General features: G+C 67.4%; 21 protein-coding genes. 14 read left to right on the plus strand and 7 right to left on the minus strand.

Annotation, left to right across the window (positions count from 1 at the left end; all coding sequences use genetic code 11):
• Positions 1–986 precede the first annotated feature (986 nt).
• From AC1DQR_RS37020 to AC1DQR_RS37030, 3 genes are all read right to left on the minus strand, one after another.
• Positions 987–1,961, minus strand: a complete 975-nt coding sequence (locus AC1DQR_RS37020) for a Bug family tripartite tricarboxylate transporter substrate binding protein (protein ID WP_416051694.1) — start codon at positions 1,959–1,961, stop codon at positions 987–989.
• A gap of 150 nt (positions 1,962–2,111) precedes the next feature.
• Positions 2,112–2,924 carry an SDR family oxidoreductase gene (locus AC1DQR_RS37025; protein WP_150993598.1) on the minus strand — a complete coding sequence of 271 codons (813 nt, stop codon included), beginning with the start codon at positions 2,922–2,924 and terminating at the stop codon, positions 2,112–2,114.
• Between the two features lie 106 nt (positions 2,925–3,030).
• A complete protein-coding gene (locus tag AC1DQR_RS37030; protein WP_416051692.1) occupies positions 3,031–3,924 on the minus strand; it encodes an IclR family transcriptional regulator in 894 nt (297 codons plus the stop codon).
• Positions 3,925–4,361: 437 nt separating this feature from the next.
• Between AC1DQR_RS37030 and AC1DQR_RS37035 the strand changes: the two genes are divergently transcribed.
• The 5 genes from AC1DQR_RS37035 (at position 4,362) to AC1DQR_RS37055 (ending at position 9,031) form a co-directional block, all read left to right on the plus strand.
• On the plus strand, positions 4,362–5,225 hold the full coding sequence (locus AC1DQR_RS37035; protein ID WP_150993602.1) for a branched-chain amino acid ABC transporter permease: 864 nt from the start codon (positions 4,362–4,364) through the stop codon (positions 5,223–5,225).
• Between the two features lie 10 nt (positions 5,226–5,235).
• The gene (locus AC1DQR_RS37040) at positions 5,236–6,282 is read left to right on the plus strand and encodes a branched-chain amino acid ABC transporter permease (RefSeq protein WP_416051691.1); all 1,047 of its coding nucleotides are present in this window, start codon (positions 5,236–5,238) and stop codon (positions 6,280–6,282) included.
• On the plus strand, positions 6,275–7,039 hold the full coding sequence (locus tag AC1DQR_RS37045; protein WP_477134840.1) for an ABC transporter ATP-binding protein: 765 nt from the start codon (positions 6,275–6,277) through the stop codon (positions 7,037–7,039). Before AC1DQR_RS37040 ends, AC1DQR_RS37045 begins: the two co-directional genes overlap by 8 nt.
• Positions 7,026–7,733 (plus strand): ABC transporter ATP-binding protein, encoded by a 708-nt coding sequence (locus tag AC1DQR_RS37050; RefSeq protein ID WP_150993387.1) that lies wholly within the window; start codon positions 7,026–7,028, stop codon positions 7,731–7,733. Before AC1DQR_RS37045 ends, AC1DQR_RS37050 begins: the two co-directional genes overlap by 14 nt.
• A 125-nt stretch (positions 7,734–7,858) precedes the next feature.
• Positions 7,859–9,031: an ABC transporter substrate-binding protein gene (locus AC1DQR_RS37055; RefSeq protein WP_174425293.1), complete on the plus strand. Its 1,173-nt coding sequence runs from the start codon at positions 7,859–7,861 to the stop codon at positions 9,029–9,031.
• Between the two features lie 60 nt (positions 9,032–9,091).
• Here the strand turns inward: AC1DQR_RS37055 and AC1DQR_RS37060 are convergent, their stop codons facing one another.
• The gene (locus AC1DQR_RS37060) at positions 9,092–11,602 is read right to left on the minus strand and encodes a DUF6600 domain-containing protein (protein ID WP_477134841.1); all 2,511 of its coding nucleotides are present in this window, start codon (positions 11,600–11,602) and stop codon (positions 9,092–9,094) included.
• A 295-nt stretch (positions 11,603–11,897) separates the two neighbouring features.
• A complete protein-coding gene (locus AC1DQR_RS37065; protein ID WP_416051688.1) occupies positions 11,898–13,223 on the minus strand; it encodes a putative bifunctional diguanylate cyclase/phosphodiesterase in 1,326 nt (441 codons plus the stop codon).
• 290 nt (positions 13,224–13,513) lie between these two features.
• On the opposite strand from AC1DQR_RS37065, the gene AC1DQR_RS37070 reads away from it, so the two are divergent.
• The 9 genes from AC1DQR_RS37070 to AC1DQR_RS37110 all read left to right on the plus strand — a co-directional run bounded on the left by AC1DQR_RS37070 (position 13,514) and on the right by AC1DQR_RS37110 (position 25,049).
• A complete protein-coding gene (locus AC1DQR_RS37070) occupies positions 13,514–15,130 on the plus strand; it encodes a methyl-accepting chemotaxis protein (RefSeq protein WP_416051687.1) in 1,617 nt (538 codons plus the stop codon).
• A 36-nt stretch (positions 15,131–15,166) separates the two neighbouring features.
• Entirely contained in the window at positions 15,167–15,655 is a 489-nt protein-coding gene (locus AC1DQR_RS37075; protein WP_416051686.1) for a chemotaxis protein CheW, read from the plus strand.
• The gene (locus AC1DQR_RS37080) at positions 15,652–16,989 is read left to right on the plus strand and encodes a CheR family methyltransferase (RefSeq protein WP_416051685.1); all 1,338 of its coding nucleotides are present in this window, start codon (positions 15,652–15,654) and stop codon (positions 16,987–16,989) included. Before AC1DQR_RS37075 ends, AC1DQR_RS37080 begins: the two co-directional genes overlap by 4 nt.
• Positions 16,982–17,722 carry a chemotaxis protein CheW gene (locus AC1DQR_RS37085; RefSeq protein ID WP_416051684.1) on the plus strand — a complete coding sequence of 247 codons (741 nt, stop codon included), beginning with the start codon at positions 16,982–16,984 and terminating at the stop codon, positions 17,720–17,722. The genes AC1DQR_RS37080 and AC1DQR_RS37085 overlap by 8 nt, the downstream gene beginning before the upstream one ends.
• A complete protein-coding gene (locus tag AC1DQR_RS37090) occupies positions 17,719–20,088 on the plus strand; it encodes a hybrid sensor histidine kinase/response regulator (RefSeq protein ID WP_477134842.1) in 2,370 nt (789 codons plus the stop codon). Before AC1DQR_RS37085 ends, AC1DQR_RS37090 begins: the two co-directional genes overlap by 4 nt.
• On the plus strand, positions 20,085–21,107 hold the full coding sequence (gene cheB / locus AC1DQR_RS37095; protein ID WP_416051682.1) for a chemotaxis response regulator protein-glutamate methylesterase: 1,023 nt from the start codon (positions 20,085–20,087) through the stop codon (positions 21,105–21,107). The genes AC1DQR_RS37090 and cheB overlap by 4 nt, the downstream gene beginning before the upstream one ends.
• Positions 21,108–21,219: 112 nt before the next feature.
• On the plus strand, positions 21,220–22,230 hold the full coding sequence (locus tag AC1DQR_RS37100; RefSeq protein ID WP_416051681.1) for a diguanylate cyclase: 1,011 nt from the start codon (positions 21,220–21,222) through the stop codon (positions 22,228–22,230).
• Between the two features lie 192 nt (positions 22,231–22,422).
• A complete protein-coding gene (locus AC1DQR_RS37105; RefSeq protein ID WP_416051680.1) occupies positions 22,423–23,130 on the plus strand; it encodes a response regulator transcription factor in 708 nt (235 codons plus the stop codon).
• An 11-nt stretch (positions 23,131–23,141) separates the two neighbouring features.
• Entirely contained in the window at positions 23,142–25,049 is a 1,908-nt protein-coding gene (locus AC1DQR_RS37110) for a sensor histidine kinase (protein ID WP_416051679.1), read from the plus strand.
• A 22-nt stretch (positions 25,050–25,071) separates the two neighbouring features.
• On the opposite strand, the gene AC1DQR_RS37115 is transcribed toward AC1DQR_RS37110, so the two are convergent.
• Both AC1DQR_RS37115 and AC1DQR_RS37120 read right to left on the minus strand, forming a co-directional pair.
• Positions 25,072–25,368 (minus strand): helix-turn-helix transcriptional regulator, encoded by a 297-nt coding sequence (locus AC1DQR_RS37115; protein ID WP_043356716.1) that lies wholly within the window; start codon positions 25,366–25,368, stop codon positions 25,072–25,074.
• A gap of 204 nt (positions 25,369–25,572) precedes the next feature.
• Positions 25,573–26,118: tripartite tricarboxylate transporter permease (locus tag AC1DQR_RS37120; RefSeq protein WP_309406046.1), on the minus strand; the 546-nt coding region annotated here is incomplete at its 5' end.

Below are 26,118 nucleotides of genomic sequence, written 5' to 3' on the forward strand. Positions count from 1 at the left end.
AGTTGCCGATGGGATATGGCGTGTGCACTTCGGCCCCATTGCCATAGGATTGATTGATGAACGCCAGGCGAAGCAGCACTACCTGACAATCAAAGTGTTACCCATGTGAGTGAACTCGTTTGTTACCCATGTGGTTGATTCGTACACCGACCCTGCCGGGAGCAGAGCAATCAGGCTGTTTTTGCCTCGGTGGTTGCGTCGTACGGCCCGCAGTGTTGGCTGGCCTTTGCCATTCCGGCTTGGAGGGCATCGAAAATGCATGACCCAATGGTCACGTGGTGGTGCCCCTGATCGCTTTGCTCGGTGCGCGTTCGGCCATCTGCCGTTCGCGGTGCGCAGCACCACGATCCTGCCTGCCTTGGTGGTTTCGTGGTTTTGTCTCTGACGGCGGGCGCCCGGGTATTTGATGCCCTGCCGTACCGGGGCTACCGGCACCTTGCTTCACCCCCCTCTGGTTTCGTGGTGGGCACCGTGGCCCGTGCGCGAGGGCCGCGCTCGCACCCATGGCGCTCGTCCTCCGAGACAAAACCACGAAACCAGCCACACCCGAAACGGCGCAGCCCCTCGCACCGCGAACGGCAGATGGCCGAACGGGCACCGCAAGCGAGGTCAGGGGCTGCACGACGTAACCCATGGCTCATGCAAAAATGATGTCCTTGGGGCCGGTAGGATTCGCTAGCCAGCACTCCGGGCCGTACGACGCAACCACCTACGCCCACAAGCCCGATTGCTCTGCGCCCGGCAGGGTCGGCTTTCTTCTCGTTAGTCTTCTTTGCCGACGCAAAGAAGAGTGACCGGCAGCCCCCGCAGGGGGATGTCGTATGGCTCTTGGGTGCAAAAACCAACGCCGATGAAATAAACAGCGAAACCCCCTGCTGGGCGATGTCGTATGGCCCTTGGGTCCAAAAACCATCGCCGCCAAAAGAAACAGCGACCAACCCCAAAGACCAATGTCGTATAGCCCCTGCCCCCAAAAACCAACACCTTTACTCCGCCTTAGCCCCCGAATCCCTCACCACCTTAGCCCACTTGGCAATCTCAACCTTCTGATAACCCGCCAACTTCTCCGGCGTACCAAGAATCGGATCCAGCCCCAAGGTCTTGAGCTTGGCTTGCACATCGGGAAGCTGGTAAATCCGGTTGAGCTCGGTGTTCAGCTTGGCGATCACATCCTTGGGCGTATTCGCCGGTGCAAAAATCGCAAACCACGAGTCCGCATCAAACCCGGGCAGCCCCTGCTCTGCCAGCGTGGGAATATCCGGCGCCGAGTGCGAGCGTTTCGCGCTGGTCACGCCAAGCGCCCGTACCTTGCCCTCCTTGATCACCGGCAGCGCCGACGGCAGGTTGTCGAACATCATGCTGATATGGCCGCCGAGCAGATCGGGAATGGCCATGGCGCGGCCCTTGTAGGGCACGTGGGTGAGCTTGACCCCGGCCAGGGAGTTGAACATCTCGCCCGCCACGTGCGGCGAGGTGCCGATGCCCGGCGTGCCGAAAGTCAGGGCGCCCGGCTTGGCCTTGGCCAGCGCGATCAGCTCGGCCACGTTCTTGGCCGGCACGGAAGGGTTGACCACCAGCACGTTGGGCGTGGAGGCGACCAGGATCACCGGGGTGAAATCCTTGACCATGTCGTACGGCATCTTGCTGTAGAGCGCACCGTTGATGGAGTGCGTGCCGACCGTGCCCAGCGCCAGCGTGTAGCCATCCGGCGCGGCATGCGCGACGGCCTCGGCGCCGATGTTGCCGCCTGCGCCCGGCTTGTTGTCCACCACCACGGGCTGGCCCCACGAGGGTGAGATTTTTTCGGAGAAAATGCGCGCCAGGATGTCAGGTGCGCCGCCGCTGGGAAAGCCCACCACCATCCGGATGGGCTTGGAAGGATAGGTGTCGGCATGGGCCGAGGGCACAGCGAAGGTGGCGCAGGCGGCCAGGACGGCAGCTGCGAAAGGTTTGCAATGCATGGTGTGTCTCCCGATGTTCGGTTTTATTCTGATGTCGGACTGATCTTGCACGCTACCAGCGCAAAGGGGCGAAGCCTTGCACCCGTGCGCCGGCAGCGTCAACTGACTGTTCTGACTGTTCTGAACGTTGCGCGGGGTTTCACGCCACGCTTAAACCACCGTGCCGCCGAACTCCGCCATCACTTTATCGTGCAGCCGGCGCATTCCCTTTAGCCAACGATCGTAATCTTGTCCTTTGCGCTGGTAATACTCGAGCACTTCCGGATGCGGCAGGATCAGGAAGCGCTCGTCCTTCACGCCTTCCAGCGTGACCTGTGCCACGTGCTCGGGCGTGACCGAGCCGGCCTGCAGGAAGCCCTTGCGCTCGCCATCCTCGCCGAACAGCATGCGCGTCTGCACGCCCTGCGGGCAGATGCAGCTGACCTTGATGCCGCGATCGCCGTAGGTGATCGACAGCCACTCGGCAAAGCCGATGGCGGCGTGCTTGGTCACGGCGTAAGGCGCCGAGCCGATCTGCGACAGCAGGCCGGCGGCGGAGACGGTGTTGACGAAATAGCCATCGCCGCGCGCCAGCATCTGCGGCAGCACCGCGCGCGAGGCGTGGATGTGGGCCATGACGTTGATCTCCCAGATGCGCTGCCATTCCTCGGCGCTGGCATCCAGGCCCTTGCGCAGGATGATGCCGGCGTTGGAGCAGAACACATCGATCTGGCCAAAGCGTTGCGTGGCCTCATCGGCCAGCGCCTGCACGGCGGCAGCGTCGGCCACGTCGGTTTGCTGCGCGAACACCTGGCAGTCCGGGCTGGCCTTGGCCACTTCCTCGGCTACCGCCTGCGCGCCCTTGCCATCCAGGTCGGCCACGGCCACGCCGCGCGCGCCGCCGGCGGCAAACGCCAGCGCCAGCGCGCGCCCGATGCCGGTGGCGGCACCCGTCACCACGACGGTCTTGTTGCGAATCTCCATCTTTGTCTCCTTTGTTTGCTATGTCTGTATTGCCAGCTAGATGTGTGGCCCTGGGGCCGTGAGAAAGCGATACGTGGCGATGGCATCGATGGCGCGCATGGCACAGCTATCCACGCCCCTGCCACAGACGGCTCTGCAGCGCTTCGGCCAGTTCGCGGATGCGCGGGCCGAGATTGCCGTCGAGGATTTCCGGCGTCAGCCGCGTGGCCGCGCCGCCGATGTTGATGGCCAGCACTTCCGCGCCGTCTTCGAGCACCACGGGCGCGGCCGCGCCGCTGACCGTGCGGTCCCACTCCGCGTGGGCCAGGCAGAAGCCGCGCTTGGCGTAGTCGCGCAGCGCGCGCTCGAGCTTGATGCGGATCGCGGGCCAGCGCGCGCCGTAGTGGCGCTCCAGGTCGGCCAGCACGGCGGCGCGCCGCTCCGGCTCCAGCCCGGCCAGCCACGCGCGGCCGATGGCGGAGGTGGCCGTGGGCAGGCGCGAGCCGGGTGCCAGCCGCATTACCAGCGCGCCGCGCGGCTGGCAGACTTCCAGGTACACCATCTCATGGCGGTCCGATGTGGCAAGCGCCACCGTGCAGTCGGTGGCAAACGCCAGCGATTGCATCAGCGGCTGCGCGATCTCGCGGATGCCCGAGCCGGCGAGGTAACGCTGGCCAAGCACCATCGCGCCCTGGCCGAGCCGGTACTTCTCCAGCGACGCCGAGTAGATCAGGTAGCCCAGGCGGGTGAGCGTGTAGGTCAGGCGTGAAACCGTGGGGCGCGGGATGCCGGCGCGCCGCGCCAGCTCCGCATTGCCAAGGTAATCGTCGTGCGGACCGAAGGCGCGCAGCAGGTCCAGCCCACGCGCCAGCGCGGTGACGAAATTGCGGTCGTCACGATCGATGTCTGGTTCGCCGCCGTCGTGCGGCGCATCGGCGGCGCGCACAGGCGCGGCATGCGCGCCGCCGGGCAAGGAAGCGGAGGAGGCGGGCGAGAGCGGGATCGACGAGGTGCGCTTCATACGTGGCGATAACGCTTGGCTACTGAGTGCGGGAAGCAGACCTGTGGCCGCCTCTGGAGATGGCGGGCCGGAGGTAAGCCGGCTATTTCGCTGTGCGGAAGACTATTCCGTATTTCTTGACTGTGCCTCAGGCCGTATGCAACAGTCAATGAAAACGAACGATCGTGCTGGAACATACCTACGCAGACATGCGTAGCGCTTCACGGTACACGACGACACCGCACCCGGGGCCTGCACGGCAGGCCATTCGCATCGCACAGGAGACCAAGCATGCATCACGCCATTCACCAGGCCGCACCGCCCCGCGGCTGACTTTCGCCCCGCCTGACCAAGTGGCCCCCGCATTGTTTTTTGCGCGGCGCCGCCATTTCCACGCAGCCCGCAGCGCGGCTTGCGTGCCTTCGTTCGTGATTCGAAAAGTCGCATGAGGTAAGCCCGTGACATTGTTTCTTCAACAAGTCCTCAACGGCCTGACGCTGGGCGGCGTATATAGCCTGGTGGCGTTGGGCCTGACGCTGGTCTACGGCATCCTGCACGTGCCCAATTTCGCGCATGGCGCCTTCTACATGGCAGGCGCCTACGTCTCGTACTACTTGATGACGTCGCTGGGCATGAACTACTGGCTGGCGATGGGCGCCGCCGCCATCGCGGTGGCCGCGCTGTCGATGCTGGCCGACCGGCTGGTGTTCCATCCGCTGCGCAACGCGCCGGAGCTGCACGACATGATCGCCGCCATCGGCATCATGCTGTTCCTCGAAGCCGGCGCGCAAGCAATGTGGGGCGCGGACTTCCATCGCATGCCCACGCCTTACGGCCAGATGGTGGAAGTGATGGGCCTGACCGCGCCGGCGCAACGGCTGCTGATCATCGCCGCCGCCTTCGGGCTGATGGTGCTGCTGCACCTGTTCCTCACCCGCACCGTGACCGGCTCCACCATCGTGGCGATGGCGCAGAACCGCGAGGGCGCGGCGCTGGTTGGCATCGACGCCACGCGTGTCACGCTGCTGGTGTTTGCCATCTCGGGCGCGCTCGCCGCCATTGCCGCCACGCTCTACGCGCCGATCAACCTGGTCTACCCGAGCATGGGCAACCTGGTCATCACCAAGGCCTTCGTCATCATCATCCTCGGCGGCATGGGCAGCATTCCCGGCGCCATCGTGGGCGGGCTGATCATCGGCATGGCCGAGAGCTTCGGCGGCTTCTACGTCTCGACGGACTACAAGGACATCATCGCCTTTGCGCTGCTGGTGCTCATCCTGTCGATCCGGCCCCAAGGCCTGTTTGCCGGCAAGGCCGCATAAGGAGCGCACCATGACAAAGACACTGCAAGGCAAGACCGGCTGGGCCCTGTTGCTGGCGCTGGCCATCGCGTTCCCGCTGGTCACGCCCAACAGCTACTACCTGACGGTGATGACGCTGGCCTTCATCTACGCCATCGCCACGCTGGGGCTGAACCTGATCACGGGCTATACCGGCCAGCTCAACCTGGCGCACGGTGGCTTCATGGCCATCGGCGCTTATACGCTGGGCATTCTCACGGTGGATCACCAGGTGCCGTTCTGGGCGGCGTTCGTGCTGTCCGGCGTGGTGTGCATGGTGGTGGGCTACTTCGTCGGCGTGGTATCGCTGCGGCTCAAAGGCCATTACTTCTCGATCTTCACGCTGTGCATCGGCTACATCATCTACCTGCTGATCGAGAAGTGGGAAAACCTGACGCACGGCACCGTGGGCCTGATCGGCATTCCGGTGCCGGCCTCGGTCGGCCCGCTCGCGTTCGACAACGTGCAGGCGCAGTACTACCTGGTGCTGTTCTTCCTGGTGGCGGGCACCTTCCTGATGCACCGCATCGTCACTTCGCTGCTGGGCCGCAGCTTCATGGCGGTGCGCAACAGCGACGCGCTGGCGGAGGCGCTCGGCATCAACCTGATGCGCACCAAGGTGCTGTCGTTCGTGCTGTCGGTGGGCTATGCCGGATTTGCCGGCGCGCTGTACGCGGGCCAGGTGCGTTTTCTCGGGCCGGACATCGCGCGCACCGACCTGACCTTCGAGATGGTGATGGCGATGCTGGTGGGCGGCACCGGCACGCTGCTGGGGCCGCTGCTGGGCGCGGTGCTGGTGCCGTGGGTCACGCAGACGCTGCAGTTCCTGCAGGACTACCGCATGCTGGTGTTCGGGCCGGTGCTGGTGCTGCTGATCATTTTCGTGCCGGACGGCATCGTGGGCTCGTGGGCCAAGCGCCAGGCACGCCGCGCCGCCGCCGCACGCCGCGGCGGCACAAGCCGCGCGCACCCGGCCGACGCGCCCGTCGCCGGCAACCCGAATGCAAACGCTGCGAACGCAGGGGCCGACCATGCTTGAGATCCGCAACCTGACCAAGAAATTCGGCGGCCTGAGCGCCGTGCACGATGTCTCGATCACCTTCGAGACGGGCCATATCAACGCCATCATCGGCCCCAACGGCGCGGGCAAGACCACCTTCTTCAACCTGATCGCGGGCACCCATGCGCCAACCTCCGGGCAGATCCTGCTCAAGGGCCGCAACGTGGCCGGCCTGCGCGCCGATCAGATCGCCCGGCTCGGCGTGGCCCGCACCTTCCAGGCCACGCACCTGTTCGACCGCGCCACCGTGCTGGACAACCTGATCGTGGGCCACCGGCTGCGCACGCAAGCGGGGCTGGCCGACGTGATCTTCAACTCGCGCCGGCTGCGCGAGGAAGAACGGCTGTGCCGCGCCAAGGCCGAGGACGCGCTCGACTTCGTGGGCCTGGCGCACCTCGCGCATGAAGTGGCGGCGGACATCACGCAGGAAGAGCGCAAGCGCGTGGCCTTTGCGCTGGCGCTGGCCACCGATGCCGAACTGCTGCTGCTCGACGAGCCCGCGGGTGGCGTGAACCCCGAGGAGACCGTGGGCCTGGCCGAGCTGATCCGCAAGATGGTCCGCCACGGCAAGACGGTCTGCCTGATCGAACACAAGATGGACATGATCATGCGGCTGGCCGACAAGATCATGGTGCTGAACTACGGCGAGAAAATCGCCGAGGGGTCGCCCGCGCAGATCCAGCAAGACCCGCAGGTCATCGAAGCCTATCTGGGAGCCGACCATGTTGCAGCTTGAACGCGTTTCGCTTTCGTACGGGAGCTTTCGCGCGCTCGACAACATCACGCTGAACGCCGCCGCCGGCGAGCTGGTGGTGCTGCTGGGCGCCAACGGGGCCGGCAAGAGCTCGATCTTCATGGCGCTCAGCGGCATCCACCGCACCAGCGGCGGCAGCATGCGCTTTGACGGCCGCGAGCTGGCCGGCATGAAGCCCTCGCAGATCGTGCAGGCGGGACTGGTGCATTGTCCTGAGGGGCGCAAGCTGTTTCCCGCCATGAGCGTGCAGAAGAACCTGACGCTGGGCGCCTACGTGCACCGGCGCGACTCGGCCGGCATCAAGCGCTCGCTGGAAGACGTCTTCGAGATGTTCCCGATCCTGCGGCAGAAAAAAGACGATCCGGCCGGCTCTCTGTCTGGCGGACAGCAGCAGATGGTGGCGCTCGGCCGCGCGCTGATGGGACGCCCGCGCACGCTGCTGCTCGACGAACCATCGCTGGGCCTGGCGCCACTGGTGGTCAAGCAGATGTTCGAGGTGATCCAGCGCATCAACCGCGCGGGCACCACGGTGCTGCTGGCCGAGCAGAACGCCTATGCGGCGCTGGGCATCGCCCACCGCGCGTATGTGATCGAGAGCGGCCGCATCGTGATGCAAGGCGACCGCGACACGCTGCTAAAGGATGAAGGGATTCGCCGCGCTTATATCGGTGGCTAGAGCGCGCCAAAGCCGTTGGAAGTGACGACGGCAGTTACTCCCTCTCCCCTCAGGGGGAGAGGGGAGCAAGACCAGAACCAGCAGGCAAGAACGAACGCAGTGCAAACACAACTGGAGACAGCCAAATGCAAACCAAAACGATCCGCCGCCTCTTCCCCCTAGCCGCCACCGCCATAGCCACCCTGATGGCATCCGGCACCGCCTTCGCACAGGAAGTCGTCAAACTCGGCTACACCGGCCCGCTATCCGGCGGCGCCGCGCTGTACGGCAAGAACGTCCTGTCCGGCATCCAGATGGCAGTGGACGAAATCAACGCCTCGGGCCTTGAGGTCAAAGGCAAGAAGGTCAAGCTGGAAGTGGTCTCGCTGGACGACAAGTACGCCCCCGCCGAAGCCGCCATCAACGCGCGCCGCCTGGTGCAGCAATACAAGACGCCCGCCGTGTTCGTGCCGCACTCGGGCGGCATCTTTGCACTGCAGGCCTTCAACGAGCAGGAGAAGTTCCTGGTGATGGCCTACTCCAGCGTGCCGCGCATCACGGACACCGGCAACAAGCTGACCATCCGCATCCCACCGTCCTACACCGGCTATATCGATCCCTTCATCAAGGCGCAGATGAAGCGCTACGGCAAGAACGTAGCGCTGGCCCCGGCCGACCACGATTACGCCAAGGCCTGGGTGCAGGCGTTTGTGCCGGCCTGGGAAGGCGCTGGCGGCAAGGTGGTGGCCAACAACCCGATGTCCTACACCAAGGCCACCGACTTCTACAGCGGCGTGTCACGCGTGCTGGCCGACAAGCCCGACGTGATGTTTGTCGGCGGCCCGTCCGAGCCGACCGCGCTGGTGGTCAAGCAAGCGCGCGAGCTGGGCTTCAAGGGCGGCTTCATCGTGATGGACCAGGCCAAGCTGGATGAAATGGCCAAGGTCACCAACGGCCTGGCCATGCTCGAAGGCGCCATCGGTGTGATGCCGCTGGCCAACGATGCCCGCCCGGCCGCGCAAACCTACAACAGCAAATACAAGAAGCTGCATGACGGGCGCGACGCCACCACCGAGATGTCGCTCAACTACACCATGGTCTACGCGCTGGCCGGCGCCATGAAGCTAGCCGGCACCACCAGCGACGTGGCCGCGATCCGGGCCAGGATGCCGGAGGCGGTGAAGACGCTGGCCAAGGATGCCAACCCCAACGAAATCGAGAGCATCGACGCCAAGGGCGGCACCGTTGCCGACACCGTGGTGGGCTGGGTGCAGAACGGCAAGATCGCGCCCGTGCGCCTGTCGGAACTGGCTAAGTAGACCAGCAAGGCCGGCAACGCGGCCGACACCCGGATTCGGGTGCCGGCTGTCTGTGCCGGCTCAGTGAACCTCACGCCCGTGCTCTTGTGGATTGTCTGCCTGCCCTTGGGCATGCGGTTGCTGCTGTATCGCCACGTGCTGAACTGACTGCGGCTGCGCGGCGTGCTGTTGCTGGCGCTGCAACTCCTGCTGCTGGCGCTGCTGTTCCTGCTGCTGGCGCTGGCGCTGTTGCTGTTGCTGTTGCTGTTGCTGTTGCTGTTGCTGCTGCTGGCGTTGCTGCTCCTGCTGCTGGCGCTGCTGGTCTTGCTGCTGGCGCTGCATGACCTGTTGCTGGCGCTGCTGCTCCTGCTGGCGTTGCTGCTCCTGTTGCTGGCGCTGCATGTCCTGCTGGTGGCGCTGCTGCTCTTGCTGCTGACGCTGCATATCCTGCTGCTGGCGCTGCGCTTGCTGGGCCCGCTGCTGGTCGCCAGCCTGTCTTTGCTGCTGCTGACGCTGCATCTCCTGCTGCTGTTGCTGCGCTTGCTGGGCCCGCTGCTGGTCACCAGCCTGTCGTTGCTGCTGCTGACGCTGCATCTCCTGCTGCTGTTGCTGCGCCCGTTGCTGGTCCCCCATCTGCCGCTCCTGCTGCTGGCGCTGCATGTCCTGCTGCTGGCGGGCCATGGCTTGCGGGTCGGTTTGCAGGGTCCGGCCGTTCTGCTGCACCATGCCGCGCTGCTCAGCCTGGCGTTGCTGAAGCTGCTGGGCTTGTTGGGCTTGCTGGATCTGCTGCGCCTGCTGGAGCTGCGCGGCCGACTGGCCATTTTGCGGCGGCTGGCCGTGCGCCTGCTCCGGCCGCGTGGTCCAGCCGCGCATGCGCGGATCGCCGCCCTGCGCGGGCGGCTGCCCGCCATGGTCGGTACCCACCAGGCCTTGCGGCACGGGCGCACGGGCGCCGCCTTCCGCGCGCTGCGGCCCGAAGGCTGGATTGCCTTGATTTGCCGGATTCCCGCCGTTCGGTGTCCCCGGCCCGCCGGGCGTCTGGCCTGCCCCGTTGCGCCCGTGATATCCCGGTGCCGCCTGGCTCAGCCGGACCGGGGCAGGTGCCATGGCCTGGCCGCCGCCCGGGGCATTGCGCCCACCCTGCCATGCCGGGCCGGCGCCGGGCACGGTGCCGCCAGCGCGGGCAAAGCGCTGGGCCAGATCATCGTCGGCCGGGCGGCCGGGCGCTCGCGCCGCTATGGCGGGGCGCGCAAAGCCCTGCATGACTGCCGCCGGGGCCGGCCGCGCGGGCGCCGCGCCGGTCAGGCTGGCCTTGACGGGCGCCAGCGGCGGCGCGCCGTTGGCCTCGCCCTGCGGTAGGTTGCGCCATGCCATGCCGTGCGCGCCCGGCGGCACACGCTGGCCTTGCACGAAGGCGCGTGCCGGCATGCCGGTGATGGCGCCCGGCACGTTCCGGTTGATATAGGTGTTCCGGATATGGTTCTCGATCACCTCATTGTTGACGGTGAAATGGTTGATGCGCGTGATGTAGGCCGGGCTGGCGCCATAGACCGGGCGATATGCCTCACGCGGGCCTAGCGGGTACCAGGCCACGCCGGGGCCGCTGCCTGGACCGCCGCCAATAAAGCCAACCAGCGCGGGGGCGTAGACCGGGCGGCCCACCCTCGGGCCCGGCATCCATCCCCAGCGGTCGCCAACGCGGGCCCAGCGCCCATAGTGGGACGGGGCGAAGCCCCACGGCGCATCGTCGCACCAGCTCCATCCCCATGGCGCCACCCAGGCCCAGTGGCCAGCGCTATAGGGCGCCCAGTCCGCGGCCACCACGCGCGGGAACCATACGGCGCCATACCCAGGGTCTTCCTGCCAGTCGCCGTAATCGTCCAGCGCGGCATAGCCCGTCATTTCAGGCGCCACGTAGCGAGCGGACGGCGAGCGGTCCTCCCGCGCGTCGCGCGCCATGGTCCAGCTATCGAAGCCGTCCATGGGCGGGTTGGCAGCGCGGCCGGCCTCGGCCAGGTCGGTGCCGCCGAAGCGCACTTGCTCGCCGCGCCGCATTTCCAGCGAGCGGTTGTCGCCGTACAGCATGGCCGAGCCGTGGTGCATGGTGACGACCGTGGAACTGCCGTCAGGCGCCACGTCCAGCCGGTAGTCGCCCGGCTCGCGCGGCACGAAGGCCAGGTTGGGCGTATCGATCTCGACCGGCTGGTCGGGCGGCAGCGCACGCACGCGCAATTGCAGCGTGCCCTGGGTCAGCTTGACCTGGGTAGCGCTGTCGTCGAGATTGAGCACGGTCACGGCGGTGCCGCTACCTAGGCGGATCGCCGTGGAGCCGGCGTGCAGCTCGGCCCGCCCGCCGTTGTCAACCCAGAGGCGGTCGCCGGTGGTGATCGGCCGGTTCAGCGCGGCCTGCGCCCAGTCGTCCGACCCCGCAGGGGCAAAGCTCAGGTTGCCGGCGGCATCGGTCACGGTGGCGATGCGGTCGGTGGGATCGGCGGATTGCGCCAGCGCTGGCAGTTGCCAAGTGACTAAAACGAGGCTGGCGGCCAGGAACAGGAGGCGCGCACGCGGGCCAAGCTTGCGGTCAGGGAACATGTGGATACCTCTTGGTCAAAATAGGCGCGCGGGCCAACACCTGCCGCCCCTGCTGTCACCATACTTCCGATAACGCCGGGCCGCCGGACTGGCGCACTTGACTTTGTAAGCACATATTTCCCTTGTTTCCCCAACGCAGCCGCGCCGGGAAGGCACGATTTGGCTGCGCGCCGCCCGCCGTGGCCCCCGGCCCGCGCTGGGGCCACGGCGGGCCAGCGCATTCAGGACAAAGCTGGAAACAATTGCGCATCGGCGCCGGACGCCGGCGATAGGGGAAAGGCACGGCCGGCCCGGCTTAGCGGGCGGCGGACTGCTGCAGGAACTCGGTAAACTTGTCGGCGGACATGGGCCTGCCATACAGGTAGCCCTGGACTTCATGGCAGCCGTTCTCGGCGAGGAAATCCCGCTGCTCGACGGTTTCCACGCCCTCGGCCACCACGCCGATGCCCAGGCTGCCACCGACGTTCACCATGGCGCGCACGATGGCGGCGTCAACCGGGTTCTGCGTGACATTGCGGATAAACGACTGGTCGATCTTGATACGGTCCACGGGGAAGGACTTGAGGAAGCTGAGCGAGGCGTAGCCGGTGCCGAAATCGTCGCAGGTCAGGGTCACTCCGTCGCGGCGCAGGGTCTGCAACTGCCCGGAAAACTCGTCGCCCTGCTGCAGGGCGATGGTCTCGGTGATCTCCAGCTCCAGCCGCTCCGGGGCCAGTGCCAGCTCGCGCAGCACGTGACGGACTTCGGTCAGCAGCCGGCTCTCGCTAAGCTGCGCGGCAAACAGGTTGATGGCCACCCGCGGTGCGTCGGCAAACCCGAGCGACCACATGCGCGCCTGGGCGCAGGCGGTGTGCAGCAGCCAGACGCCGACGTCCGCCGCCACGCTGCTGGCGGCCAGCGCATCGATGAAGCTGGCCGGCGTCAGCAGGCCCTGGGTGGGATGGCGCCAGCGCATCAGCGCCTCTGCGCCAACCACGCGGCCGTCGCGCAGGTCGATCTGGGGCTGGTACAGCAGCTCGAACTGGCGCTGCGCGTAGGCGTCGCGCAGCGCTTGCACCAGCGACAGGCGGGTTGTCACGTCGGTGCGCATCTGCGGCTTGAAAAAGCGGATGGTGCGGCCGCCGTCGCGCTTGGCCCGGCCCAGAGCCAGGCTGGCCGAGGCCAGGGCATCGGAGGCATTGTCGCCGCCGGCAGGCATCACGCAGGCGCCCAGGCTGGCCAGCACGTGGTGGCGCCGGTTGCCGTACTCGTGGGGCTCGGTCTGCAGCGAAAGGATGGCGGCGCTGACGTGGCGCACCAGGGTGGGATCGGCAATGGAAGGCAGCAAGACGGCGAACTCGTCGCCGCCGACCCGCCCCAGGATGGCGTCGCGCGGCGAGGCGTCACGCAGGCGGCGGGCCACCCGGCGCAGGATCTCGTCGCCCTCGGCATGGCCATGCATGTCATTGAACGCACGGAAATCGTCGATGCCAAGCAGCAATAGCGAGCAGCGCGGGGAAGCCTCCGTGCGCAGGCGGCCTTCCAGCGTGTTCAAGAATGCCTGGCGCGACGCTACGCCCGTCAGCGGATCAATGTCCGCGTTTGGCGGGGCGCCGGCCTTCGCCTCTGACCTGGCCACCATGCCTGCCCTGTTCGTGATTATCGACATCGGTCCGATCTGTCTATTTGGCAAGTGTGACTAAAACCAGGAAAAAATCAAGCCGAGTTAAACGATATGTTGCGGCAACAAGTTGCAACGCACCGAATCCCCTGCCGCTGCGCGGGCGCCATTGAAATGACCGGGGCCTTACAGTACCCTACGCCGCTACCAACCGGCCGCTCGCGCCCGGCCCGCGCACGCGCGCCGATTCCCGTGCGCCCGGCCGGTCATGGACCGCCTTCCGACAAGAATAAGCAACGGGAAACCGCACCGTGACTCACTGGACCATCCGCACGCGCATCCTGGCAAGTTTTGCCTTCATCCTGGCGGTCATTTTACTCACGGCGGTGGTCGCCTATGACCGCCAGTCGGCCATCCAGACCCATGCGAATGCGCTGCGCGACGATGCGCTCCCGGGACTCTACTACAGCACCGCGATGCGCGGCGCCTGGGGCGAGACCTATGTGCTGGCCTGGCAGAGCGTGACCGCGGCCAATGACGCCGAGCGCCGGCAATACGCCGAGGCCAACTCGGCCCTGCTCAAGCGGCTGGACGGCCTGGAGGCAAAGTACGCCGAATCGATCCGGCGCGCCGACGATCGCGAGCGCTTCGAGAAATACCGGGAACTGCGCCGGCACTATGACGAGCTTTCAGCGCCGCTGTTCGCGGCGACCGGCCTGGAGGTCGTCGCCGCCGAGGCCAAGCTGCGCGGACCCATCCACGCAGCCTGGACCGAAGGCCGCACGGCCGTGCAAGCACTGTTGGAAGATAACAACAAAGTGGCCGAGGAAGGCGCCAGCAGCATCAACCAGGCGGTGCAAACGGCCAAGATCAGCATCGAGGTCTCCCTGATCGCCGCCCTTCTGGAGTCGCTGGTGGCCGGCTACCTGCTGTTCCGCTCCATTACGGTGCCGATGCGCTCGATCGTCAGGCAGCTCGCCGACATGCGTGGCGGCGACTTCCGCCAGCGCCTGTCGCTAAACCGCAAGGATGAGTTCCTGGAAGTCGAGCAGGGCTTCAACCAGATGACCGGCGACCTCACCACGCTGGTCGGGCAGGCCCAGCGCTCGGCCATCCAGGTCACCACCTCGGTCAACGAGATCGCCGCCACCGCGCGCCAGCAGCAGGCCACCGCCACCGAAACGGCGGCCACCACCACCGAGATCGGCGCCACCTCGCGCGAGATCTCCGCCACCTCGCGCGACCTGGTCCGCACCATGACCGAAGTCTCCGGCGCCGCCGAGCAGACCGCCGGCCTGGCCGGCACCGGCCAGGCCAGCTTGTCGCGCATGGAAGCCACCATGCACCATGTGATGGAAGCCGCCGGCTCGGTCAACGCCAAGCTGGCCACCTTGAACGAGAAGGCGGGCAATATCAACCAGGTGGTCACCACCATCGCCAAGGTTGCGGACCAGACCAACCTGCTGTCGCTCAACGCTGCCATCGAAGCCGAAAAGGCTGGCGAGTACGGGCGCGGCTTCTCGGTGGTCGCCACCGAGATCCGCCGCCTGGCCGACCAGACCGCGGTGGCCACCTACGACATCGAGCAGATGGTGCGCGAGATCCAGTCAGCGGTGGCGGCGGGCGTGATGGGCATGGACAAGTTCTCCGAGGAAGTGCGGCGCGGCATGTCGGAGGTGACCCAGGTGGGCGACCAGCTCTCCCAGATCATCGGCCAGGTGCAGTCGCTGGCACCGCGCGTGCAGATGGTCAACGAGGGCATGCAAGCCCAGGCGGGCGGCGCGGAACAGATCAACCAGGCCCTGATGCAGCTGTCCGAGGCGGCCCAGCAGACGGTGGAATCCCTGCGCCAGTCCAGCCAGGCGATCGACGAGCTGACGCTGGTCGCCAACGACCTGCGCACCGGCGTGTCGCGCTTCAAGGTTTGAGCGCACCTTGAGCGCCCCGGGCATCCACGCCACCCCATGAAACTCTTCCTGCTCTTTCGCATCGGGCCCGACCACTACGCGCTGGACGCGAAGGAGATCGTCGAAGTGCTGCCGCTGACCACGCTCAAGCACTTGCCCGAGGCACCGGCCTGGGTCAGCGGGCTGCTGGCGCGGGGCGGCCAGGTGGTGCCGGTCATCGACATCAATACGCTGGCCATCGGCACGCCGGTCGCCAGCCGGACCAGTACACGCACCGTACTGGTGCATTACCGCCGGCACCCGGAGGCGCCCGCGCGCCTGCTCGGGCTACGGCTGGAGTACGCCACCGAGACGCTGCGCTGCGAGCCCGCCGAGTTTATCGACAGCGGCGTGGACGCTGCCCCGGCCCGCTACCTGGGGCCCGTACGCAGCGGCAGCCAGGGGCTGGTGCAGTGGATCAAGGTCGATGCCCTGCTGCCCGACGACGTGCACGCAAGGCTATTCCCCGATCTGCCGGCGGCTGACGCCACCGCGCCAGGGCCATGACCACCGCCTCCCATATCGAAGCGCTGCTCAAGGAGCGCATTGGCCTGGACGCCGCCACCGTCGGCCCCGGCATGATCGAGCGCGCGTTGCGCGAGCGCCTGGCAGCGGCCGCGGTGCCCGACCACCACGCGTACTGGAACCTGCTGCACTCGCACCCGGGCGAACTGCAGTCGCTGATCGAAGCCGTGGTGGTCCCCGAGACCTGGTTCTTCCGCCATCGCGAAGCGCTGCTGGCGCTCGGCCGCTTCGCCGCCATGCGGGTCTTCGGCAGTGATCGCGCGCCGGACGGCGCCGCGCCCTTGCGCATCCTCAGCGTGCCCTGCTCGACCGGCGAAGAGCCATACTCGATTGTCATGGCGCTGCTGGACGCCGGCGTGCCGGAGCAACGCTTCCAGGTCGATGCCGTGGACGTGAGCGCCCGCTCGCTGGAGCGCGCGCGCATCGGGCAATACGGCAACAACTCCTTCCGGGGTGCCCCGCTGGACTTCCGTGACCGGCATTTCACCCCCTGCGCGGGTGGCTACGCGCTCAAGGCCAACGTGCGCGCTAAAGTGCGGCTGCTGCGCGGCAACCTGCTCGACCCGGGGCTGATGGCCAATGAACCGCCCTACCACTTTGTGTTCTGCCGCAACCTCCTGATCTATTTCGATGCGCCGACCCAGCGCCGTTCACTCAAGATGCTGGAACGGCTTAGCCGGCAGGATGCCATGCTCTTTGTCGGCCCGGCTGAGGCCAGCCTGCTTACGCGGCACGGCTTTATCTCGGCGGGCGTGCCGCTCGCCTTTGCCTTTACCCGGCGCAGCGCGCACCAGCCGGGCAGCGCCACGCCGGCAATGCCGCGCTACCCTGCGCACCCGAGTGCGCCAGCCCGGGCCGCCCCACAACCGTGGCCGCAGCCGCCACTGCCCCCGAGACCGCCGGCCGCACGCGGCCAGGCGGGTTCCATCGGCGTGCTGGCCCCCCCGGCACCGGCACCTGGCGCCCCCGCCACCGACAAAGCGGCCGAACGGGCCAAGGCCGGCGCCGAGGCGCTGTCCCGGATCTCCCAGCTCGCCGATCGCGGCGAACTGGCCGCCGCGGTGACGGCCTGCGTGGCGCACCTGGACGCGCAAGGTCCGTCGGCTGCCGGCTACTGCCTGCTGGGCGTGCTCTACGATGCCACCGGCCGTCCCGCCGACGCGCGCGAGTCCTATCGCCGCGCGCTTTACCTTGACCCGGCCCACCAGGAGGCGCTCTACCATATGGCTGCCATCCTGGAAGCGGAAGGCGACGGCGCGGCCTCGGCCCGCCTGAGAAACCGCGCACAGCGCAAGACCCCGATCCGTCATGGCTGAGCCCGCATCGCACCCCCTGGCCGCACATGGCCAGCCGCCCGGCATGGGCACCGTTACGGTCGCCGTCGACGATTGCTGGCGCCGCATCGGCGTGCTGGGCGATGGCAGCTGTCCGCTGCTGGCCGCGCACATCCATTGCCGCAACTGCCCAACCTATTCGCGCGCGGCGCTCACACTGCTCGACAACCTGCCCACCGGCGAAGTCAGCCTGCCGGACGGCCACGCCGTTCATGCCAATGCCACCGCGCGCGGGCCTGCCATGTCATGCCTGGTGTTTCGCATCGGCGACGAATGGCTGGCGCTGCCCGCGGGCGCGCTGGCGCTGGTCACCGCGCCCTGCCCCGTGCACTCGCTGCCGCACCGCCGCCACGCCGCGGTACTGGGCCTGGCCAGCGTGCGCGGCAATCTGCTGGTATGCATCTCGCTGGCACGGCTGCTCGGGCAGGACCCTGCCGCCGGCGCCGCCTCCAACGCCGCCGCCAATGCCAAAGGCAGCGCCGGGCACGGCGCCCGGCTGCTGGTGCTGGGCCAGGGCCGTACCGCCATCGCGCTGCCTGTGGATGAAGTCACCGGTATCGAACGGATCGCCGAAGCCGACCTGCAGCCCTTGCCGACCACCTTGTCACGCGCCTCGGCGCATTACACCCGGGCACTGCTGACAAGCGGCCAACGCACGGTGGGCTTGCTCGACCCGGCCCTGCTGCAACAAGCCTTGAAGCGGAGCCTGGCATGAACCCCGACCAGTTGCGCGACGCCTCGCTGCTTGAGCTGTTCGCGCTGGAAGCGCAATCGCAAGCTGAAGTCCTCAACACCGGCCTGCTGGCGCTGGAGCGCGACCCCACCGCTGCCGAGCAGCTCGAAGCGTGCATGCGCGCCGCGCATTCGCTCAAGGGTGCCGCGCGCATCGTCGGCCTGGATGGCGGCGTGCGCGTGGCACACGTGATGGAAGACTGCCTGGTGGCCGCCCAGCGCGGCGAGCTGCTGCTGCGCCCCGTGCATATCGACACCCTGCTGCATGGCACCGACCTCCTGCTGCGGCTGGGCTGCCCGCCCGGCGGCGATCTGGACTGGGCCGAGCGGGACGGCAAGGCCGAGGTCGATGCGCTGGTGCTGCGCATGGCCGCGCTGCTGGCCGGCGAGGAGGTGGACTCCGACGCCTGGGCCACGGGTCATGCCTCAGCCGCAGCAACGCCCGGGAGTGCATCCGCGGGCGCGCCAGAGGCCACGGTGACAGAGGCCATCCACCCGGCGCCACCCGATGGCCCGGCGGCCGACACGGTCCCCGGAGCGACCGGAGCGACAAAGGCACCAGCCACGTTCGCGCCCGGCGAAGCCCCCCGCGAGCCGGAGGCCCAGGAGCGCATGCTGCGCGTCAGCGCCGATACGCTGGACCAGCTGCTGGCGCTGTCGGGCGCGGCGATGGTGGAGACGCACTGGCTCAAGCCCTTCGGCAACGCCCTGCAGCAAACCCGGCGCATACAGATGCGCGCGCTGCAGGCACTCGACGCCCTGCAGGTCACGCTCGCGGCCAGCGCGGCCGATCCCGCCGCCCACGCCGCGCTGGCAGAAGCACAGCGCCTGCTGGGCGAGAGCCACCAGCAACTGTCGCACCGGGTCACGGAGCTGGAGCAGTACGACCACCGCACCGGCCAGCTTTCGCACCAGCTCTATGACCGGGCGCTGGCCAGCCGCATGCGGCCCCTCGCCGACGGGCTCACCGGCTACTCGCGCATGGTGCGCGACCTGGGGCGCTCGCTGGGCAAGGCAGTGCACCTTGAACTGGTCGGCGAGAGCACCAAGGTCGACCGCGACATCCTGGAACAGCTCGAAGCGCCGCTGGCGCACCTGCTGCGCAACGCGGTGGACCACGGCATCGAGCTGCCCGAGGCGCGCCGCGCCGCCGGCAAGCCGGTCGAAGGCCGCATCACGCTGAACGCGCGCCACAATGCCGGCCGGCTGATGATCGTGATTGCCGACGACGGTGCGGGCGTGGACCTCGACGCCCTGCGCGCCGCCATCGTGCAGCGCAAGCTGGTACCCGAGGAAACCGTGGCCAGGCTGTCGCAGGCCGAGCTGCTCGACTTCCTGCTGTTGCCCGGCTTCAGCATGCGCGACACTGTCAGCGAGGTGTCCGGGCGCGGCGTCGGGCTCGACGCCGTGCAGGACATGATCCGCCAGGTGCGCGGCAGCATCCGCCTGACCCAGGAAAGCGGGCGCGGCATGCAGTTCCACCTGGAGTTGCCGCTCACCTTGTCGGTGGTGCGCGCGTTGCTGGTGGAGGTGTCCGGCGAGGCCTATGCCTTCCCTCTGGCCTATGTCATACAGGCCATCAACCTGGAGCGCGGCAGCATCGAGCAGCTGGAAAACCGCCAGCACTTCCGCTTTGGCGGGCGCCAGGTCGGGCTGGTGAGCGCGGCACAGGTCCTGCAGCAGGCGGAGACCCGGCGCGACGAGGACACCGTGCCGGTGGTGGTCCTGGGCGATCACGAACGTACCTACGGCGTGGCGGTGGACCGGCTGCTGGGCGAGCGCATCCTGGTGGTGCAGCCCCTGGTGGCAAGCCTGGGCAAGATCAAGGACATCGCCGCTGGCAGCCTCACCGAGGATGGCACGCCGGTGCTCATTTTCGACGTGGAGGATATGGTCCGCTCAGTGGAGAAGCTGCTCTCGGAGGGCAAGATCGAGCGCATCCGCCGCGCAGCGGAGGCAGCCCCGGTGCGGCGCAAGCGCGTGCTGGTGGTGGACGATTCGCTCACGGTGCGCGAGCTGGAGCGCAAGCTCCTGTCCAATCGCGGCTATGACGTCACGGTAGCGGTGGACGGCATGGATGCCTGGAACGTGCTGCGCGCGGAATCCTTCGACCTGGTCATCACCGACATCGACATGCCGCGCATGGACGGCATCGAGCTGGTCAGCCGCATCAAGCGCGAGGCCCGCCTGATGCACCTGCCCGTGATGGTGGTCTCCTACAAGGACCGGGAGCAGGATCGCCAGCGCGGCCTGCAGGCCGGCGCGGACTATTATCTGGCCAAGGGCAGCTTCCAGGACGCCGCGTTGCTCGATGCGGTGCAAGACCTGATTGGAGAAGCACGCGCATGAAAATCGGCATTGTCAACGACTCCCACCTGGCGGTGGTCGCCCTGCGGCGCGTCATCGCCCTCGATCCCGCGCTGGAGGTCACATGGGTGGCCGAGGATGGCGAGAGCGCCGTGCGCCTGGCCGCCGCGCGCACGCCCGACCTGATCCTGATGGACCTGATGATGCCGGTGATGGATGGCGTCGAGGCCACCCGCCGCATCATGGCTGCCACGCCATGCGCCATCGTGGTGGTGACCATGGACCTTGGCCGCAACGCCACCCAGGTCTTCGATGCCATGGGACAAGGCGCCATCGACGCCGTGGACACGCCCACATTGACCCAGCCGGATTCGCAACTGGCAAGCGGCCCACTGCTGCGCAAGATCCGCAATATCGGCCGCTTGCTGGAGGGCCGCACCGGCCCCGCGCGCGTGGCCGCGGCGCCAAGGCACAAGGCCAGTGCCGAGCGCCTTGTCGCGCTGGGCGCATCAGCCGGCGGCCCGGCCGCGCTGGCTACCGTGCTGGGCGGCCTGCCGGCCGGCTTCACCGCCGCCGTGGTCGCGGTCCAGCACGTGGACGAGACTTTCGCGGCCGGCATGGCCGACTGGCTGGACGCGCAGTGCGCGCTGCCGGTGCGCCTGGCCCGCGAGGGCGAGGGGCCGCAGCCGGGCACCGTGCTGCTGGCTGGCAGCAACGACCACCTGCGCCTGGTCAGCGCCTCGCGCATGGTCTACACCGAAGAGCCGAGCGACTACCTGTACCGGCCCTCGATCGATGTGTTTTTCGAGACCGTGGCGCAGCACTGGCGCGGTGACGCGGTGGGCGTGCTGCTCACCGGCATGGGCCGGGACGGCGCGCTGGGCCTCAAGGCCATGCGCGAGCGCGGCTACCTGACCATCGCCCAGGACCAGGCCAGCAGTGCCGTCTACGGCATGCCCAAGGCCGCCGCCGCCATTGGGGCCGCCAGCGAAATCCTGCCTTTGCAGCAGATCGCCGCCCGCATCGTACGGGCATGCAACGCCATCAACAACCAGGGGTAGCACAGAGGCGCTAACAACATGAAACACAATGCAAACCTGGCCGCGCGCGCCTGCGCCGCCATGCCAGGATCATGCTGTTAGCGTCTCCAGGTCGGAGAGCACGAGGAAGACAATGTCTAAAGATACAACCCCTAGAGCGCCCCTGCGCCCGGATGAATACCTGGCCATGGTGCTGCTGGTGGACGACCAGGCCATGGTAGGCGAAGCGGTACGGCGCGAGCTGGAACCCGAACACGATATCGATTTTCACTATTGCGCCAAGCCTGACGAAGCCGTTGCCGTGGCCGAGCGCACCCGCCCCACGGTGATCCTGCAGGATCTGGTGATGCCTGGCATCGACGGCCTGACGCTGGTGCGCCGCTACCGCGCCAACCCGGCAACGCGCGATATCCCCATCATCGTGCTATCCACCAAGGAAGACCCGCTCATGAAGAGCGCGGCCTTCGCCGCCGGCGCGAACGATTATCTGGTCAAGCTGCCGGACACCATCGAGCTGGTCGCGCGCATCCGCTATCACTCGCGCTCGTACCTCAACCTGCAGCAGCGCGACGAGGCCTACCGCGCGCTGCGCCAGAGCCAGCAGCAGTTGCTCGAGACCAACCTGGAGCTGCAGCGGCTGACCAACTCGGACGGGCTGACCGGGCTGTCGAACCGGCGTTATTTCGACGAGTACCTCGGGGCCGAATGGAAGCGCGCCAATCGCGAGCAAAGCCAGCTGGCACTGCTGATGATCGATGTGGACTCGTTCAAGGCTTACAACGACACCTATGGCCACGTGGCCGGGGACGAGGTGCTGCGCCGCGTGGCCCGCGTGATCCGCGAGAACTGCGCGCGCCCGGCGGACCTTCCGGCGCGCTTCGGCGGCGAGGAGTTCGCCATGATCCTGCCGTCCACCTCGCCCGGCGGGGCGCGGCTGCTGGCAGAGAAGGTCAGGCGCGCGATCGACTCCCTGCAGGTGCCGCATAGCGGGTCGCCGGTGGGGCAGCATGTGACTGTGAGCATTGGGGGCACGGCGATCGTGCCTGGTGCGGATTTGCCTTTTAGCCGGATTGTGGAGATTGCTGATGCTGGGCTTTATCAGGCTAAGCGGAATGGGCGGAATCAGGTTGTTATGACTTCTTGAGGGGTTGGGGGTGGGGGTGGGGCTTTAACTTCAACTTCAACTGCGGTTTCACCACGCCTGCGGCGCGGCCTGCCGGCGGTTTGACCGTATCCGGTGCCGGCGCTACGATTAGCCGCCAGACGCCATCCCATGAATATGGAGTACCGCCCCGCGCCAATGCGCGCCATAGTCGAGACTACCTCAGCCTGAACCATGCGCTCACAGAACCTGTCTGCGGCCCCGGAAGCCGATATCCGCGTCCTGCTGGTCGAGGATGACCCCGCCACCAGCGCGCGCCTGCAAAGCGCGCTGGCCAGCTTGCCGGGCATCCAGGTGATGGCGGCCTGCGCGCAGCGCGCCAGCGCCTGCGAGTGGCTGGCCGCGCACGAGCCCGACGTGCTGCTGTGCGACCTCGGGCTGCCGGACGGGTCCGGCATCGATGTCATCCGCCACGCGCGCCGGCTGCACCCGCGTTGCGACTGCATGGTGATCACCATGTTCGGCGACGAGGCCAATGTGCTGGCCAGCATCGCCGCGGGCGCCACCGGCTACCTGCTCAAGGACGAGTCGGACGACAACCTGCGCGCCTCCGTGCTGGCCTTGCGCGCCGGCGGCTCGCCGATGAGCCCGGTGATCGCGCGCAAGGTCATCACCCGGCTGCGCAGTGCCAGCGTGCCTGGCATCCCGGCGCCGGACGCGCAGGGCGCCCCTGGCATGGACGTGACGCTATCCGCCCGCGAGACCGAGGTGCTCGACCTGATCTCGCGCGGGTATACCTATGCGGAAACCGCCGGGCACCTGGCGATCAGCGTGCACACCGTGCAGGCGCATATCAAGAACATCTACGGCAAGCTCGCGGTCAACTCCCGCACCGAGGCCGTATTCGAAGCCCACAAGCTTGGCCTGTTGAAGACCTTTTGAGGCCAATGGCGATGGCCCTGCTGCCCATCCTGCGGCTGGTGTGCCTGAGTGCCCTGTGGCTCGCCATGGGCTGTGGGGTCACCGCCTGCGGCGCAGAGCGCCAGGATTCGTCGCGGCCATCCGCGCCGGACCCGGCAAACCAGGTGCGGGTGCTGCAGCAAGCGCTGGCCGTGGTCCGCCCCGACGGCGCCGGGCAAGGCCAGGCGCCACAGCCGAGCAAGGTCGCACTGCCCCATGACTGGGACCGCATCTACCCCGGCCGCGACGGCACGGCGACCTACCGCCTGGACTTTCCCTACCGCGGCAGCGGGCAGGACATCCCCGCGCTATACCTGGCGCGCGCGGCCAACAGCTTCGAGATGCATCTCAACGGCAAGCTGCTGGCTGCCTCCGGCGCCATGGATGCGCCTGCCCTCTATGGCGGCCAGCGCCCCTTGTACATCCCCGTGCCCGAGGCCATGCTGCAGCCCGAGAACGAGCTGACGATCACGATCGCCGCCCGCGCCAATGCCAAAGCCGGCCTGTCGCGCGTCGAGTTCGGGCCGGGCCAGCTGGTGCATTCGCACTACCTGGGCGCGCTTTGGTTCCGCGTGATCGGGCCGTTGGTGATCACCGCGCTGAGCCTGTTGCTGACGGCGATCTCGCTGCTGATCTGGTGGCGCCAGCGCGATCCGTTGTTCGGCCTCTATGCGCTAGCCGAGATCGCATGGTCGGTCAGCGTGGTCGAGCGCCTGCTGGACAGCGCCCCGTTGCCGCTGCACGCGTGGCAGGTGCTGGTGCTGGCCAGCCGGACCCTGTTCATCGTGGCCACCGCCCGGTTCGCGCTGATCATCATCGACGTTCGCTCGCCGTGGCCGGCGTGGCTGGTCACCGCTTTCCTGTGGATCAAGCTGCCGCTGATCGTGGTGATGACATTCCTGTTCAACGCCCCCAGCCTCAAGCTGTTCGACTGGGCCGTCAACATGCTGCTGGCGTGCGGCATCGCCACGGCGCTGGCGTGGGCGGCGCTGCGGCGCCCCAGCCGCGAGCGCCTGGTGCTGGCCGCCACGGTGGCGCTGGCCAGCGCGCTGAGCACCGCCGACGTGATCCGCATCCAGTTCAGCAACGATTTTTACTGGGACACCTCGCTGACCAAGTACGTCTCCCAGCTGTTCAGCCTCAGCATGGCCTGGCTGCTGGTGGACCGCTATACGCGCACCACCAGCACGCTGGCTGAGCTCAACCGCAACCTGGACCGCAAGGTTGCGCAAAAGGAAGAAGAGCTGCATCTGCTCTATGCGCACTCACGCGAGATCGAGCGCGAGCAGGCCACCTTGCGAGAGCGCGGGCGCATCATGCGCGACATGCACGATGGCCTGGGCAGCACGCTGGTCGGGGCGCTCAGCCTGCTGCGCTCGGGCCATGGCTCGCCCATGGTGCTGCAGCAACATCTGCAGCAAGCGCTGGATGCCTTGAAGCTCTCGGTGGATGCCATGCAGGACACCGGCGGCGACCTCGCCGTGGTGCTGGGCAACCTGCGCTACCGGCTGCGGGCGCGCCTGGAGGCGGCGAAGCTGCGGGTGGACTGGCAAGTGGAGCGGCTGCCGCCCGTGGCCGGCCTGACGCCGCAGATCGTGCGCGAGCTACAGTACCTGCTGCTGGAAGCCTTCTCCAATGTGATGCAGCATGCCGGCGGCGCTACGGTGCAAGTGGTGGCGCGCAGCTTCGCGGGCGCTGGCGCCGAGGCCATCCTGATCGAGATCCGCGACGACGGGCGCGGCTTCGATGCGCAGTCCGGCGCGCAGGGCCACGGCCTGGCCAATATGCGCAGCCGCGCGGCCGCCATTGGCGGCGAGTTGTCGATTGCGTCTTCGGAGCGGGGCACGACCGTCAGCCTGCTGCTCTATCCGGCGCGGTGGGCCGAGGGCGAGGCTGCCTGAGCGATGGTCAGGTACGGCAGTCCTAGCGCGTCTGCTCGATGTCGCTTTGCAGGACGTCGAGGTGCGACAGGTATTTGTGCAGTTCTTCGCGTCCGCTATCGGTAATGCAATAGACGCGGCCACTGCCTTCCACCAGCTCCGCCGTGATCGCGCGCGCGATCATCAGGCTGCGCAGGATGGGCCTGAGCGAACGGATGTTCTTTTCCACGCCATGCTCGCGCAGGCGGTCGACCAGCGTCATGACCGTCGACGGGCTCGACTGGACAAGCTTGAGGATATACAGCTTCGAAACGAAGCCGTCTAGCGTTGGCGCTCTCATGCGGCTCCTGTGACACACCAGCCAGCGGTGCGATAGAGCAGATCTACATAGGCAGCCCTGGCGCTGCGAGCGCACCCGGGCGTGTTACCTGCAAGCGGCCCGGTCGGCACCGGGCGCGCCCATTAAAAAAATGGGGTGCACGAGGCACCCCATTTCTTGCATTGCGCGCGCCAGCACAAGGCCGGCGCGGGTGGGGCTTGACGACTACTCTTCCTGGAATGCCTCTTCGCGCTTTGCCTTGATGGAAGGCAGGGCAACGATGGCAACCAGCGAAGCCGCTGCGATCAGCAGGCCCAGCGACAGCGGACGGGTCACGAACACCGTGAACTCGCCACGCGACAGCAGCAGGGAGCGGCGGAAGTTTTCTTCCATCATCGGTCCCAGCACGAAGCCCAGCAGCAACGGCGCCGGCTCGCACTTGAGCTTCAGGAACAGGTAGCCGATGATGCCGAAGCCAGCTGCCATGAACACGTCGAAGGTCTGGTTGTTGACCGAGTACACGCCGATACCGCAGAACACCAGAATGGCCGGGTACAGGAAGCGGTAAGGCACGGTCAGCAGCTTCACCCACACGCCAATCATCGGCAGGTTCAGGATGATGAGCATCAGGTTGCCGATCCACATCGAGGCGATCAGGCCCCAGAACAGCGCGGGGTTGCTGGTCATGACCTGCGGGCCCGGCTGGATGTTGTGGATGGTCATCGCGCCCACCATCAGCGCCATCACGGCGTTGGGCGGAATGCCCAGCGT

It is taken from the genome of Cupriavidus sp. 05L411, assembly GCF_056398045.1.

Coding starts and splice junctions, on each gene's coding strand:
- AC1DQR_RS37060 (WP_477134841.1), bottom strand. CDS start 11,602: ATGTTCCCTGACCGCAAGCTTGGCCCGCGTGCGCGCCTCCTGTTCCTG.
- AC1DQR_RS37040 (WP_416051691.1), top strand. CDS start 5,236: ATGACAAAGACACTGCAAGGCAAGACCGGCTGGGCCCTGTTGCTGGCG.
- AC1DQR_RS37105 (WP_416051680.1), top strand. CDS start 22,423: ATGCGCTCACAGAACCTGTCTGCGGCCCCGGAAGCCGATATCCGCGTC.
- AC1DQR_RS37085 (WP_416051684.1), top strand. CDS start 16,982: ATGGCTGAGCCCGCATCGCACCCCCTGGCCGCACATGGCCAGCCGCCC.
- AC1DQR_RS37075 (WP_416051686.1), top strand. CDS start 15,167: ATGAAACTCTTCCTGCTCTTTCGCATCGGGCCCGACCACTACGCGCTG.
- AC1DQR_RS37050 (WP_150993387.1), top strand. CDS start 7,026: ATGTTGCAGCTTGAACGCGTTTCGCTTTCGTACGGGAGCTTTCGCGCG.
- AC1DQR_RS37020 (WP_416051694.1), bottom strand. CDS start 1,961: ATGCATTGCAAACCTTTCGCAGCTGCCGTCCTGGCCGCCTGCGCCACC.
- AC1DQR_RS37115 (WP_043356716.1), bottom strand. CDS start 25,368: ATGAGAGCGCCAACGCTAGACGGCTTCGTTTCGAAGCTGTATATCCTC.
- AC1DQR_RS37065 (WP_416051688.1), bottom strand. CDS start 13,223: ATGGTGGCCAGGTCAGAGGCGAAGGCCGGCGCCCCGCCAAACGCGGAC.
- AC1DQR_RS37045 (WP_477134840.1), top strand. CDS start 6,275: ATGCTTGAGATCCGCAACCTGACCAAGAAATTCGGCGGCCTGAGCGCC.
- cheB (WP_416051682.1), top strand. CDS start 20,085: ATGAAAATCGGCATTGTCAACGACTCCCACCTGGCGGTGGTCGCCCTG.
- AC1DQR_RS37100 (WP_416051681.1), top strand. CDS start 21,220: ATGTCTAAAGATACAACCCCTAGAGCGCCCCTGCGCCCGGATGAATAC.
- AC1DQR_RS37055 (WP_174425293.1), top strand. CDS start 7,859: ATGCAAACCAAAACGATCCGCCGCCTCTTCCCCCTAGCCGCCACCGCC.
- AC1DQR_RS37025 (WP_150993598.1), bottom strand. CDS start 2,924: ATGGAGATTCGCAACAAGACCGTCGTGGTGACGGGTGCCGCCACCGGC.
- AC1DQR_RS37110 (WP_416051679.1), top strand. CDS start 23,142: ATGGCCCTGCTGCCCATCCTGCGGCTGGTGTGCCTGAGTGCCCTGTGG.
- AC1DQR_RS37030 (WP_416051692.1), bottom strand. CDS start 3,924: ATGAAGCGCACCTCGTCGATCCCGCTCTCGCCCGCCTCCTCCGCTTCC.
- AC1DQR_RS37090 (WP_477134842.1), top strand. CDS start 17,719: ATGAACCCCGACCAGTTGCGCGACGCCTCGCTGCTTGAGCTGTTCGCG.
- AC1DQR_RS37080 (WP_416051685.1), top strand. CDS start 15,652: ATGACCACCGCCTCCCATATCGAAGCGCTGCTCAAGGAGCGCATTGGC.